This window comes from Kitasatospora sp. Xyl93 (assembly GCF_055383135.1).
Genome location: NZ_AP029185.1, coordinates 1,708,463 through 1,721,716, shown reverse-complemented (window position 1 = coordinate 1,721,716; position 13,254 = coordinate 1,708,463). Strand labels below are relative to the sequence as shown.

Genomic DNA, 13,254 nt, shown 5'->3' with positions numbered 1-13,254 from the left:
ACCTTGAGCACGGACGAGCAGGAGCACGGGAAAGATAGAGATGTCGGCACCCAACAAGTCGTACGACCCGGTCGAGGTCGAGGCCCTGAAGCCCGAGGTGGTGGAGCAGGCGCGGGACGAGGCGGTCGCCGCGTTCGCCGCCGCCGGTTCCCTGGACGAGCTGAAGCAGGCCAAGGTCGCCCACACCGGCGACCGCTCCGCGCTCTCTCTCGCCAACCGCGAGATCGGCGCCCTGCCCCCGCACGCCAAGGCGGCCGCCGGAAAGCTGATCGGCCAGGCCCGCGGGGCCGTCAACCAGGCCCTCGCCAAGCGGCAGGCCGAGCTGGAGGCGGAGCGGGACGCCCGCGTGCTGGTCGAGGAGGCGGTGGACGTCACGCTGCCGTACGACCGCGCCCCGCGCGGCGCCCGGCACCCGCTGACCACCATGGCCGAGCTCATCGAGGACACCTTCGTCGCGATGGGCTACCAGGTCGCGGAGGGCCCCGAGGTCGAGGCCGAGTGGCTCAACTTCGACGCCCTCAACCTGGGCCCGGACCACCCGGCCCGCTCGATGCAGGACACCTTCTTCGTCCAGGCCCCGGACGGCTCCGCCGACTCCGGCGTGGTGCTGCGCACCCAGACCTCCCCGGTCCAGGCGCGCACCATGCTCGACCGCGAGCCGCCGCTCTACGTGGTCTGCCCGGGCCGGGTCTACCGGACCGACGAGCTGGACGCCACCCACACCCCGGTCTTCCGCCAGGTCGAGGGCCTCGCGGTGGACGAGGGCATCACCTTCGCCGACCTCAAGGGCACCATCGAGGTGCTGGTCGAGAAGCTGATCGGCGGCGGCCTGGAGCTGCGCTGGCGCCCGTCGTACTTCCCGTTCACCGAGCCGAGCGCGGAGATCGACCTCCAGTGCTTCGTGTGCCGCGGTGCGAGCGTCGGCAACCCGGACCGGCCCTGCCGGACGTGCTCCTCCGAGGGCTGGATCGAGCTCGGCGGCTGCGGCGTGGTCAACCCGCGGGTGCTGGTCGCCTGCGGTGTCGACCCCGACCGCTACAGCGGCTTCGCCTTCGGCCTGGGCCTGGAGCGGATCCTGATGAATCGTCACAACGTCGCCGACATGCGCGACATGGTCGAGGGTGACGTCCGCTTCACCCTCCCGTTCGGGATGGAGATCTGATGCGCGTCCCGCTTTCCTGGCTGCGCGAGTACGTCGACCTGCCGGCCGGCGAGACCGGCCGTGACGTCGCGGAGCGCCTGGTCCGGGCCGGCCTGGAGGTCGAGACCGTCGAGCAGCTCGGCGCGGACCTCAAGGGCCCGCTGGTGGTCGGCGAGGTGCTCTCCATCGAGGAGCTGTCCGGCTTCAAGAAGCCGATCCGGCACTGCTTCGTGAACGTCGGCGACGCCAACGGCACCGGCGAGCCGCAGGAGATCGTCTGCGGCGCGACCAACTTCGCCGTCGGCGACAAGGTCGTGGTCGTGCTCCCGGGCGCGGTGCTGCCCGGCCCGTTCCCGATCGCGGCCCGCAAGACCTACGGCCACACCTCGGCCGGCATGATCTGCTCCGCCCGCGAGCTGGGCATGGGCGACGACCACAACGGCATCATCGTGCTCCCGCCGGAGTACGAGCCCGGCACCGACGCGATCGAGCTGCTCCAGCTCGTCGACGAGGTGCTCGACATCGCCGTCACCCCGGACCGCGGCTACTGCCTGTCCATGCGCGGCGTGGCCCGTGAGGCCGCCGCCGCGTACGGGCTGCCGCTGGCCGACCCGGCGCTGCTCGACGTGCCGCCGGCGAACTCCTTCGGCTACCTGGTGAAGGTCAACGACCAGGCCGGCTGCGACCGCTTCGTGGCCCGTACGGTCGTCGGCGTCGACCCGAACGCCAAGTCCCCGATCTGGCTCCAGCGCCGGCTCCAGAAGTCGGGCATCCGCCCGATCTCGCTGACCGTCGACATCACCAACTACGTGATGCTGGAGGTCGGCCAGCCGCTGCACGCCTACGACAAGCAGCGCGTCGACGGCCCCATCGTGGTCCGCCGGGCGGAGCAGGGCGAGACCCTCACCACCCTCGACGGGGTGGAGCGCAAGCTCGCCGTCGAGGACCTGCTGATCTGCGACAACAGCGGCCCGATCGGCCTGGCCGGCGTGATGGGCGGCGCCTCCACCGAGATCCTCGACCCGGCCGCGGGCCCGGGCACCACCGAGGTGATCATCGAGGCGGCGCACTTCGACCCGGTCGCGATCGCCCGCAGCGCCAAGCGGCACAAGCTGCCCTCCGAGGCGTCCAAGCGCTTCGAGCGCGGCGTCGACCCGGAGGCCGCCCGCGCCGCCGCGCAGCGCGCCGTCGACCTGCTGGTCCTGATCGCCGGCGGCACCGCCGAGGCCGGGGTCACCGACATCGCCGCCCCGCACCCGGTGCGCACCATCACCATCGCCGCCGACCTGCCCGACCGGGTGGCCGGCGCCGCGTACGGCCGCGAGACCGTCACCCGGCGCCTGCAGGAGATCGGCTGCTCGGTCTCCGGCGCCGACGTCCTGGAGGTCACCCCGCCGACCTGGCGCCCCGACCTCACCGACCCGTACGACCTCGCCGAGGAGGTCATCCGGCTGGAGGGCTACGACAACGTCCCCGCCCGGATGCCGAACGTGCCCCCGGGCAAGGGCCTGACCGAGGCCCAGCGGGTGAACCGCCGGATCGGCGTCGCGCTGGCCGGGGCCGGCTACGTCGAGGTCAACAACTACCCGTTCCTCGGCGAGGCCGCCTTCGAGGCGCTCGGCCTGGAGGCGGACGACCGGCGCCGCCGCACGGTGAAGCTGGTCAACCCGCTGAACGACGAGGAGCCGGCGCTGCGCACCACGCTGCTGCCGGGCCTGCTCGGCGCGCTGCGCCGCAACGTCGGCCGGGGCAACACCGACCTGGCGGTCTACGAGACCGGCACCGTCTTCCTGCCCAAGGACGAGCTGAGCGTGGCCCCGCGCCCGGCGGTCGACCACCGGCCCAGCGACGAGGAGCTGGCCGCGCTGGACGCCGCGCTGCCGGACCAGCCGCGCCGGATCGCCGTCGCCCTCGCGGGCGAGCGGCTGCCGTCGGGCTGGTGGGGCAAGGGCGCCCAGGCCTCCTGGGCGGACGCCGTCGAGGCGGCCCGTACGGTGGCCCGCGCGGCCGGCGTCGAGCTGACCGTCCGTCAGGGCCAGCTGGCGCCGTGGCACCCGGGCCGCTGCGCCGAGCTGGTGGTGGCCGGCACCGACCGGGTGGTCGGCCACGCCGGTGAGCTGCACCCGCGGGTGGTCAAGGCGCTCGGGCTGCCGGCCCGTACCGCCGCGATGGAGATCGACATCGACCTGCTCACCGCCGACGGCGCCGAGCGGGTCGGCGGCCCGACCGTCTCCGGTTTCCCGGTGGCGACCCAGGACGTCGCGCTGATCGTCGACACCGCCGTCCCGGCCGCCGACGTCGAGGCCGCGCTGCGCGCCGGCGCGGGCGAACTGCTGGAGGCCATCCGGCTGTTCGACGTGTTCACCGGTGAGCAGGTCGGCGAGGGCAGGAAGTCGCTGGCGTACGCGCTGCGCTTCCGCGCGGTCGACCGCACGCTGACCGCCGACGAGGCCACCGCCGCCCGTGAGGCGGCCGTCGCCGAGGCCGTCGCCCGCACCGGCGCGGTGCTGCGCGGCGCCTGACGCGGCAGCGCCCCAAGGGCCCCGCCCGGACCACGCGTCCGGGGCGGGGCCCTTTCCGTTGCCCGGGCGCGTGGTGCCCGGGTGCGTGGTGCCGGGCCGCCCAAGATCTCTTGAAGACGTTCCGTCAAAACCCTTGCGGGAGCACGGCCGGAGGCGTATTCCTACTTCTCGTTAGGAAAGTTTCCTAACCCCACGAGGAATCGGAGCGTCCCATGCGCCCTCAGCCCCGTCGTGCCCTCCGCATCGCCCTCGCCGCCGCCCTGGTGGCCGCTCCCCTGACCGTCGCGGCCACCTCGGCGGCCCAGGCCGCCCCGTCGCCGGCCGCCGCCGTCCAGTTCAAGGGGGTCGGGCTGGACGACCCGCACAAGAAGGACATCGCGATGCAGCTGGTGTCCAGCGCGGAGAACTCGTCGCTGGACTGGAAGGCCCAGTACAAGTACATCGAGGACATCAAGGACGGCCGCGGCTACACCGCCGGCATCATCGGCTTCTGTTCCGGCACCGGTGACATGCTGGAGCTGGTCCAGCACTACACCGACCTCAAGCCCGGCAACGTCCTGGCCAAGTTCCTGCCGGCGCTGGAGAAGGTCAACGGCTCCGACTCGCACGCCGGCCTCGGCTCCGCGTTCGAGAAGGCCTGGGCCACCGCCGCCAAGGACTCCGTCTTCCAGCAGGCGCAGAACGACGAGCGCGACCGGGTGTACTTCAACCCCGCCGTCAACCAGGCCAAGAGCGACGGCCTGCGCGCGCTCGGCCAGTTCGCCTACTACGACGCCATCGTCATGCACGGCCCCGGCAACAGCTCGGACAGCTTCGGCGGCATCCGCGCCGCCGCCATGAAGAAGGCCAAGACGCCCGCCCAGGGCGGCGACGAGGCCACCTACCTCAAGGCCTTCCTGGACGCCCGCAAGGTGGTCATGAAGAAGGAGGAGGCGCACTCCGACACCAGCCGGGTCGACACCGAGCAGCTGGTCTTCCTCAACGCGAAGAACTTCGACCTCAACCCGCCGCTGAAGTGGAAGGTCTACGGCGACAGCTACGCCATCAACAGCTGACGCCGCACCGCACCGGAGGGGCCCGGCGGCCGTGAACCGGCCGCCGGGCCCCTGGTGTCCGGTGCGCCGCGCAGGTCAGGCGCTCGCGGTGTAGTCGTAGAAGCCGCGGCCGGACTTTCGGCCCAGCAGGCCCGCGTCGACCATCCGGGACAGCAGCGGGGGAGCGGCGTACAGCGGCTCCTTGTACTCGTCGTACATCGACTCGGCGATCGAGACGATGGTGTCCAGGCCGATCAGGTCGCACAGCCGCAGCGGGCCCATCGGGTGGGCGCAGCCGGCCTCCATGCCCTTGTCGATGTCGGAGGCGGTGGCCACGCCCGACTCGAACATCCGCACCGCGGACAGCAGGTACGGCACCAGCAGCGCGTTGACCACGAAGCCGGCCCGGTCGCGGGCGCGGATCGGCTCCTTGCCGAGCACCTGGGAGGCGAAGGCCTCGACCCGCTCGGTGGTGGTCGCCGAGGTGGTCAGGGTCGGGATGACCTCGACCAGCTTCTGCACCGGCGCCGGGTTGAAGAAGTGCAGGCCGATCACCTGCTCCGGGCGGGTGGTGGCGGCGGCCAGCTTCACGATCGGGATCGAGGAGGTGTTGGAGGCCAGGATCGCGTCGCGGCGCTCGACCACCCGGTCCAGGGTCTCGAAGATCCGGACCTTGACGTCCTCGCGCTCGGCGACGGCCTCGACCACCAGGTCGCGGTCGGCGAAGTCGGACAGGTCGACGGTGAAGGACAGCCGGGCCATCGCCTCGTCCCGCTGCTCGGGGGTCAGCTTGCCGCGCTTGACCGCCGTGTCCAGGGAGTTGGTCAGCCGGGTGCGGCCGAACTCCAGGGCCTCACCGCTGGCCTCCGACACCAGGACGTCCAGCCCGGCCCGGGCGAAGACCTCGGCGATACCCGACCCCATCAGGCCGCAGCCGATCACTCCGACGCGCGCGATGTCACTCACTCAGTTGCCCTTCGACGGTGCTGGGGGTCGCCCAGCTACGGGTGGCCCAGCGAGCTGCTGGACGACGGGCCGGTGTACCGGAATGGGTGCACCGGTCACCGCCCCGACGACGTTACTACTCCGTACCGGCCAGTAGGTCACCCCCTCCCCGGCAGGGTGCCACCACCGGGAATCCCCCGAACGAGTGACGCGGCGCCCCCGGACCCGTGTGCCCGGGGCCTGCTCCGCCCGGCGGCCGACAGAATGCCGCAGACGGGGAGGGGGCGGAAAGCGGACCGGACCGGGGGCCCGAAGGGAGCACAGGGTGTCGACGGGATCGCTCGCGGGACAGGTCGCCCTGGTCACCGGCGCCGGCCGGGGCATCGGCCGGGAGCTCGCCATCGGCCTGGCCGCCGAGGGGATGGCCGTCGGCCTGGTCGGCCGCACCCACGAGACGCTGACCGACACCCTCAAGGAGTGCGTCAGGCGGGGCTCCCGGGGCGTCGCCGTGACCGCCGACGTCACCCGCCCCGGGTCGGTGCGCGAGGCGGTCCGGGTGGTCGAGCGCGACCTCGGGCCGATCGACCTGCTGGTCAACAACGCCGGCCTGGTCGACCGCGCCGAGGTGCCGCTCTGGGAGACCGACGCCAACCAGTGGTGGCAGGTGGTCGAGACCAACCTGCGCGGCCCCTACAACCTGCTGCGCTGCGTGCTGCCCGGCATGGTCGCCCGCCGGCGCGGCCGGGTGGTCAACCTCAACTCCGGCTTCGCGCTGCGCCCGGACGGCCACTACACCGCGTACGCCACCTCCAAGGGCGCGCTGCTCCAGCTCTCCGACAACATGGCGGACTCGCTCGCCCGCAACGGCATCGTCGTCCTCGACATCAGCCCGGGCGCGGTGGCCACCGACATGACCGCCGGGATGCCGATGTTCAAGGACGCCAGGTCCTGGGACTCCATCCCGTACATGGTCGCGGTCACCGTGGACGCCGCCCGCGGCCGCTTCGACGCACTGCACGGGCGGTTCATCCACGCCGGCCGGGACAACCTGGAGGAGCTGGTCAACCGGGCCGACGCGATCCGCGCCGCGGACGCCCGCACGCTGCGGCTGCGCCCGTACAAGGACGACGACCCGATGCTCTGAACGCGTCCTCAGGCGCAGAGCTGGCTGGCGGTCACCGGCTTGAGCCCCGCCTTGGCCAGCCCGTCCAGGATCCCGGGCAGCGCGTCCACCGTGCACTGGTGCCCCATGTGCAGCGCCACCACCGAGCCGCCGCGCACCGAGTTCAGCACCCGGCGCTGCAGCTCGGCGGCCGACGGGTCGCCGTAGTCGCGCGGGTCGACGTCGAAGGACAGCACGTGCTCGTACCCGACCGCCCTGGCCTGCTCGCGCACCATCGGCGTGGCGTACTGCGCGGCGGAGGGGCGGAACCAGCGGCCGATCGAGCCGGTGAGCCGCTGCAGGCGCTCCGCGCACTGGGCGATCTCGGCGCGCGCCTGGTCCGGCGTCATCGCCGAGATGTTGAGGTGGTTCTGGGTGTGGTTGCCCAGCTCGTGGCCGCCGTCCAGGATCCGCCGGGCCATCTGCGGCTGCTGGTCGAGCCAGCTGCCGACCACCATCACGGTCAGCCGGGCGCCGCGCTGCTCGGCGGCCTCCAGCAGGGCGGTGGCCAGCTTCGGGTCGCCGCTGCCGTGGACGGTGAGCGCCACGTTCCGGCCGGTGCGCGGCCCGTACGCGACCTCGACCGGGGTGCCGGGCGCCAGCGGCGGCAGCGCGGGCGGGGCCGGCGGGGCGGAGGGCTGGGTGGCGGCGGCCGCGGCGGCGGTCGGGCCACCGGCCGGAGCGGGCTCCGCCGGGGCGGAGGGCGCGGGGGAGCCCGGGCCCTCGCCGCCGTTCCAGGCCGGGTCGGTGGTGTGCTGCGGGTCCACGGTGCCCGGGTGCGCGGAGAGCGCCCCCGGATCGGCCCGGCGGCGCGTTCCGGTGCCGCAGGCGGTGAGCAGGCCGCCGGTGGCGGCGAGGGCGGCGAGTCGGGCGGTGGTGCGCAGCACGGTGCGGCGGTCGGCAGTCATCGGCAGCCAGCATAGAGAGCGCGGTCCGGCCGGGCGATCCGGTACGACCGGCCGCACCGGCCCTTGACGTGGACACCGTCCGTCACCGGGTGTTGCGTGAACCTGAACTCCCGCTGTTTCCGCGGAGTGTCCTTGGATACGATCACCGCGCACCGCGTGACGGGCGGTGGCCAGACTCTTCCGGCATTGCGCATTGGGGGCGGACAGGATGTACGAGGACAGCGCGGCGACCGGCCGGAGCGCGGGCACCGAGTGGGACTGGGCCAGAGCCGACGACTGGCAGCCGCCGAGCGAGCTGGACACCGGTGTCCCGCACACCGCCCGGATGTACGACTACTACCTCGGCGGCAAGGACAACTTCGAGGCCGACCGCAAGGCCGCCCAGGCCGCGATATCCGCCTACCCCGCGCTGCCGCTGCTGGCCCGCACCAACCGGCAGTTCCTCGGACGCGCCGTGGAGTTCGTGGCGGGCCGGGGCGTGCGCCAGTTCGTCGACATCGGCACCGGCATCCCGGCGGTCGGCTCCACCAGCGAGGTCGCCCAGCGCGTCGCCCCGGACGCCCGGGTGGTGTACGTGGACAACGACCCGATCGTCGCCACCCACGCCCGCGCCCTGCTGGCGAGCCACCCCGCCGGGCACACCTCGGTGATCGAGGCCGACCTGCGCGACCCGGCCTCGATCCTCGGCCACCCCGCGCTGGCCGGCGCCGTCGACCTCTCCCAGCCGGTCGCGCTGATGCTGGTCGCCGTCCTGCACTTCATCCGCGACGAGGACGGCGCGCAGCGGATCGTCCGCACCCTGCGCGACGCGCTCGCCCCCGGCAGCGCGCTGATCCTCTCCCACGGCAGCCCCGACTTCGCCTCCCGCGAGAGCGCCGCCGAGGGCACCCGGATCTACCGGAGCGCCAGCGCCCCGCTCGTGCTGCGCCCGCGCTCCGGCGTCGAACCCTTCTTCGGCGACTTCGAGTTCGCCGGCCCCGGGCTCGTCCAGCTCCCGCTCTGGCGCCCCACCGCCGGCCACGTGCCCACCTCCGAACTCCCCGAGGGCTGGCAGGACGTCTCGGCGTACGCCGGCGTCGCCTTCAAGAAGTAGCCCCCTCCCCGCTCCGCCGCGTCCGGCCCCGGCGCCTCCCTCCTGCGCCGGGACCGGACGGCAGAAGCCTACGGACCCTCACTGACATCCCCTCACCCGGAGCCGGCCCGCCGCTGTGACCGAGTCCCTGCCGCCGCTGCCCCCGGACGTCGCCGACCTCCTGCGGGCCGTCGACGCCCCGCCCCGACTGGTCGCCCACCTCGCGCTGGTGCACGAGGCGGCCGAGGAGATCGCCGACTTCTGCGCCCGCGAGGGCCTGGCCTTCGACCGCGAGGCGGTCCGCTACGGCGCCGCCACCCACGACATCGGCAAGGTCCTCCACCCCGAGGAGCTCTCCGGCCCCGGCTCCCTGCACGAGGCCGCCGGACACCGGCTGCTGCTCTCCCGCGGCGTCCCCGAGTACCTCGCCCGCTTCGCCCGCAGCCACGCGAGCTGGGGCGCACCCGGGGTGACCGTCGAGGAACTGCTGGTCAGCCTCGCCGACAAGGCCTGGAAGAACAAGCGCGTCCAGGACCTGGAGGACCGCGTGGTGGACCTCCTCGCCGCCGGCGGCAGGGGGCGCTGGGAGGACTTCCTCGCGCTGGACGACCTGCTCACCCGGATCGGCGAGGACGCCCCGCGGCGGCTGGCCGTCCAGGCCGCCCATCCGGTGCGCACCGGGTGAAAACGGCGCGACAGGGCGGACGGGTCGGTGTTAGCTTCCGCGACATGGAACCCCTGAGTGAGAACGAGATCCGCGCGTCCTTCGTCAACTGCTCCAAGGGCGAGGCCCGCCGGCTCAACCTGCCCCGGGGCCTGGCCGAACTGCCCTGGGAGCACCTGGACTTCCTCGGCTGGCGGGATCAAGGCGCACCCGACCGCGCGTACCTGGTGGCGCCGTACGGCGGCGAGCTCGTCGGCGTGACGCTGCGCTCGCCGGTGATCCGGCGCAGCCTGACCAAGACCAACGTGTGCTCGCTGTGCATCACCGCGCACGCCGGGTCAGGGGTGGCGCTGCTCGCCGCCCGCCGGGCCGGGACGGCCGGGCGCGAGGGCAACACGGTCGGCACCTACATCTGCGCCGACCTGGCCTGCTCGCTGTACGTGCGCGGGCTGAAGAAGTCCACGCTGGTCACCCGGCCCGACGAGTCGCTGCCGCTGGAGCTGCAGATCGACCGTACGGTGGGCAACCTCGGCGGCTTCCTCGACAAGGTGCTCGCCACCGCCGCCGCGTAACGGACCGGTACCTCTCAGTGTCCGCGCAGCTGGTCCAGCTCGCGGCGCTCCCGCTTGGTCGGCCGCCCGGTGCCGCGGTCCCGCGTCCCGGCCGCCGCGACGAACTCGCGCGGCGGCCGCGGCGGGCTGTTGTCGAGCAGGCACTCCGCGGCGACCGCGGCGCCGACCCGCTTGCGGATCAGCTTCCGCACCACCACGACCCGTTCGTAGCCCTCCTCGCGGACCCGGACCTCGTCCCCGGGCTTCAGCGCCTGGGCGGGCTTGGCCCGTTCGCCGTTCACCCGGACGTGCCCGGCCCGGCACGCGGCGGCCGCCAGCGCCCGCGTCCTGACCAGCCGGACCGACCAGATCCAGCTGTCCACCCGCACGCTTCCCTCGTGTTCAGCCATCCTCGGAGCCTACCCAAGACCTATCCGGCGCGCGGCGCCTCCTGGACCGCCCAGCCGTTCCCGTCCGGGTCGTTGAAGAACACGAAGTTGTTCCACGCCTCGCCGTGCCCGTCCACCCGGCCCCCCGTCACGAAGTGCTGGACGGGGCTGACCGGCACGCCCCGCGCCGTCAGTTCGGCGTGCGCCTTGTCGATGTCCGGCACCACCAGCTGGAGGCCCTTCACCGATCCGGGCGGCGAGTCGATCACCCCCTTGCCCACCACGATGGAGCAGGGCGAGCCGGGGGGAGTCAGCTGGACCACCCGGATCCCGTCCCGCAGCAGGGTGTCGTGGTCGACGGTGAACCCGACCTGCTCCTCGTAGAAGAGCTTCGAGCGGTCCACGTCGGACACCGGGACCACCACGACTTCGAGTCTCCACTCCATCGCCCTCACCCCTCTCGGTCGGGCTCTTCCAGTATCCGTCCGTAATCGCCCCCGGGGGCTGTCGGATAGCCTGAGGGCACGATGAATTCCCAGACCACGCCCGCCGCGACCCCGTCGAACACCACCATGGCCACCCCGTGGGGCACCTTGGAGCTGACCCGCTTCCCGGTGGACCCGCGCGAGCGGCTCCGGGCCTGGGACGCCGCCGACGAGTACCTGCTGCGCCACCTCGCGGGCGAGGCCGACAGCGCGGCCGGCGCCGCGACGGAACTGGCCGGCCGCACGGTCGTCGTCCTCGGCGACCGCTGGGGCGCGCTGACCACGGCGCTCGCCGGGCACCGGCCGCTGCAGATCACCGACTCCCACCTCGGCCGGCGGGCCACCCTGGCCAACCTGGCCCGGGCCGGCGCCGCCGTCGACGAGTCGCGGCTGCTGACCACCCGGGACGCGGTGCCGGAGCGGATCGACGTGCTGCTGGTGCGCGTCCCCAAGAGCCTGGCCCTGCTGGAGGACCAGCTGCACCGGCTCGCCCCGGCCGTCCACGAGGGCACCGTGGTGATCGGCACCGGCATGGTCACCGAGATCCACACCTCCACGCTCCAGCTGTTCGAGCGGATCCTCGGCCCGACCCGCACCTCGCTGGCGGTCCGCAAGGCCCGACTGATCTTCTGCACCCCGGACCGGACCCTCGACCCCGGCCCCAGTCCGTGGCCGCACCGCTACGCGCTGCCCCCGGACATCGGCCCCGCCTCCGGCCGTACCGTCGTCAACCACGCGGGCACCTTCTGCGCCGAACGGCTGGACATCGGCACCCGCTTCCTCCTCGCCCACCTGCCCGTCCCGGCCCCCGGCGCCCGGGTGGTGGACCTCGGCTGCGGCAACGGCGTGGTCGGCACGGCCGCGGCGCTGGCGGGGCCCGGCGCGGAGCTGGTGTTCGTGGACGAGTCGCACCAGGCGGTGGCCTCCGCCGAGGAGACCTTCCGCCTCAACCTGGGCCCGGACGCCCCGGCCGAGTTCCTGGCCGCCGACGCCCTGGCCCCGGACGTGGTCGCGGCCGGCTCGGTGGACCTGGTGCTCAACAACCCGCCGTTCCACTCCCACCAGGCCACCACCGACGCCACCGCCTGGCGGATGTTCACCGGCGCCAGGCGGGCGCTGCGGCCCGGCGGCGAACTCTGGGTGGTCGGCAACCGCCACCTCGGTTACCACGTCAAGCTGCGCCGCCTCTTCGGCAACTGCCAACTCGTCGCCGGCAACCCCAAGTTCGTGGTGCTGCGGGCCGTCAAGCGCTGACCCGGGCGGCTCCGCCCCGCCGGGATGCGGCATGAACTCCTTGCATGAATTTTCCGTCGGGCGTATATTCATGCCAAGTCGAAGGAGGAACGCCATGGCATTGCGAGTCGCCGTCGCCGGCGCGAGCGGTTACGCGGGCGGTGAGGTGCTGCGCCTGCTGCTCGGCCACCCGGAGGTGGAGATCGGGGCGCTGACCGGCGGCTCGAACGCGGGCACCAGACTGGGCGCGCTCCAACCGCACCTCCTCCCGCTGGCCGACCGCGTCCTCGAGGCCACCACCCCCGAGGTGCTGGCCGACCACGACGTGGTGTTCCTGGCGCTGCCGCACGGCCAGTCCGCCGCGGTCGCCGAGGAGCTCGGCCCGAACGTCCTGGTGATCGACTGCGGCGCCGACTTCCGGCTCAGGGCCGCCGCCGACTGGGAGCAGTTCTACGGCTCCGCGCACGCCGGTACCTGGCCCTACGGCCTGCCCGAACTCCCCGGCCACCGCGCCGCGTTGAAGGGCAGCAACCGGATCGCCGTCCCCGGCTGCTACCCGACGGCCGTCTCCCTGGCGCTGTTCCCCGCGTACGCCGCGCGGCTCGCCGAGCCGGAGGCCGTGGTGGTCGCCGCCTCCGGCACCTCCGGCGCCGGCAAGGCCGCCAAGCCGCACCTGCTGGGCAGCGAGGTGATGGGCAGCGTCAGCCCCTACGGCGTCGGCGGCGTCCACCGGCACACCCCGGAGATGGCGCAGAACCTCACCCCGGTCGCCGGCGAGCCGGTCACCGTCTCCTTCACCCCCACCCTCGTCCCGATGCCGCGCGGCATCCTCGCCACCTGCTCGGCCAAGGCCAGGCCGGAGGTGACGGCCCGGAGCCTGCGCGCCGCGTACACCGAGGCCTTCGCGGACGAGCCCTTCGTCCACCTGCTGCCCGAGGGGCAGTGGCCGCAGACCAGCAGCGTCTACGGCGCCAACACCGCCCTGGTCCAGGTCGCCCTGGACGCCGCCGCCGGGCGGATCATCGCGATCAGCGCGATCGACAACCTGGTCAAGGGCACCGCCGGCGGCGCGGTGCAGAGCATGAACATCGCCCTGGGCCTGCCCGAGGAGCTGGGCCTTCCCGTGAACGGAGTCGCACCGTGAGCAA

Annotated in this window: 13 protein-coding genes; 9 read left to right on the top strand and 4 right to left on the bottom strand. The window is 73.5% G+C overall.

Annotation, left to right across the window (positions count from 1 at the left end):
• Positions 1-40 precede the first annotated feature (40 nt).
• The 3 genes from pheS (at position 41) to ACZ5GH_RS07195 (ending at position 4,718) form a co-directional block, all read left to right on the top strand.
• On the top strand, positions 41-1,162 hold the full coding sequence (pheS, locus tag ACZ5GH_RS07205) for a phenylalanine--tRNA ligase subunit alpha (RefSeq protein WP_387750694.1): 1,122 nt from the start codon (positions 41-43) through the stop codon (positions 1,160-1,162).
• On the top strand, positions 1,162-3,663 hold the full coding sequence (pheT, locus tag ACZ5GH_RS07200) for a phenylalanine--tRNA ligase subunit beta (RefSeq protein ID WP_464333739.1): 2,502 nt from the start codon (positions 1,162-1,164) through the stop codon (positions 3,661-3,663). Before pheS ends, pheT begins: the two co-directional genes overlap by 1 nt.
• 212 nt (positions 3,664-3,875) lie before the next feature.
• A complete protein-coding gene (locus tag ACZ5GH_RS07195) occupies positions 3,876-4,718 on the top strand; it encodes a chitosanase (RefSeq protein ID WP_387750699.1) in 843 nt (280 codons plus the stop codon).
• Between the two features lie 75 nt (positions 4,719-4,793).
• Here the strand turns inward: ACZ5GH_RS07195 and ACZ5GH_RS07190 are convergent, their stop codons facing one another.
• Positions 4,794-5,663, bottom strand: coding sequence for a 3-hydroxybutyryl-CoA dehydrogenase (locus tag ACZ5GH_RS07190; protein ID WP_387750702.1), 870 nt, complete (start codon positions 5,661-5,663; stop codon positions 4,794-4,796).
• A 304-nt stretch (positions 5,664-5,967) separates the two neighbouring features.
• Here ACZ5GH_RS07190 and ACZ5GH_RS07185 point away from each other — a divergent pair, with 304 nt between their 5' ends.
• Complete coding sequence (locus ACZ5GH_RS07185; protein ID WP_387750704.1) at positions 5,968-6,786, top strand: SDR family NAD(P)-dependent oxidoreductase; 819 nt, start codon at positions 5,968-5,970, stop codon at positions 6,784-6,786.
• 8 nt (positions 6,787-6,794) lie between these two features.
• Here ACZ5GH_RS07185 and ACZ5GH_RS07180 read toward each other — a convergent pair whose 3' ends face one another.
• Positions 6,795-7,712, bottom strand: coding sequence for a polysaccharide deacetylase family protein (locus ACZ5GH_RS07180; RefSeq protein WP_464333738.1), 918 nt, complete (start codon positions 7,710-7,712; stop codon positions 6,795-6,797).
• A gap of 208 nt (positions 7,713-7,920) precedes the next feature.
• On the opposite strand from ACZ5GH_RS07180, the gene ACZ5GH_RS07175 reads away from it, so the two are divergent.
• The 3 genes from ACZ5GH_RS07175 to ACZ5GH_RS07165 all read left to right on the top strand — a co-directional run bounded on the left by ACZ5GH_RS07175 (position 7,921) and on the right by ACZ5GH_RS07165 (position 10,020).
• Positions 7,921-8,805 (top strand): SAM-dependent methyltransferase, encoded by an 885-nt coding sequence (locus ACZ5GH_RS07175; RefSeq protein WP_464333737.1) that lies wholly within the window; start codon positions 7,921-7,923, stop codon positions 8,803-8,805.
• A 115-nt stretch (positions 8,806-8,920) separates the two neighbouring features.
• Positions 8,921-9,469, top strand: coding sequence for an HDIG domain-containing metalloprotein (locus ACZ5GH_RS07170; RefSeq protein ID WP_464333736.1), 549 nt, complete (start codon positions 8,921-8,923; stop codon positions 9,467-9,469).
• A 44-nt stretch (positions 9,470-9,513) separates the two neighbouring features.
• Positions 9,514-10,020 (top strand): FBP domain-containing protein, encoded by a 507-nt coding sequence (locus ACZ5GH_RS07165; RefSeq protein ID WP_387750716.1) that lies wholly within the window; start codon positions 9,514-9,516, stop codon positions 10,018-10,020.
• Between the two features lie 14 nt (positions 10,021-10,034).
• On the opposite strand, the gene ACZ5GH_RS07160 is transcribed toward ACZ5GH_RS07165, so the two are convergent.
• Entirely contained in the window at positions 10,035-10,409 is a 375-nt protein-coding gene (locus ACZ5GH_RS07160; RefSeq protein ID WP_387750719.1) for an RNA-binding S4 domain-containing protein, read from the bottom strand.
• Between the two features lie 20 nt (positions 10,410-10,429).
• Positions 10,430-10,834: a VOC family protein gene (locus ACZ5GH_RS07155; RefSeq protein ID WP_464333735.1), complete on the bottom strand. Its 405-nt coding sequence runs from the start codon at positions 10,832-10,834 to the stop codon at positions 10,430-10,432.
• A gap of 126 nt (positions 10,835-10,960) precedes the next feature.
• Between ACZ5GH_RS07155 and ACZ5GH_RS07150 the strand changes: the two genes are divergently transcribed.
• The gene (locus tag ACZ5GH_RS07150; protein WP_387751907.1) at positions 10,961-12,127 is read left to right on the top strand and encodes a methyltransferase; all 1,167 of its coding nucleotides are present in this window, start codon (positions 10,961-10,963) and stop codon (positions 12,125-12,127) included.
• 94 nt (positions 12,128-12,221) lie between these two features.
• The gene (gene argC, locus ACZ5GH_RS07145) at positions 12,222-13,250 is read left to right on the top strand and encodes an N-acetyl-gamma-glutamyl-phosphate reductase (RefSeq protein WP_387750725.1); all 1,029 of its coding nucleotides are present in this window, start codon (positions 12,222-12,224) and stop codon (positions 13,248-13,250) included.
• The last annotated feature ends 4 nt before the right edge of the window (positions 13,251-13,254 follow it).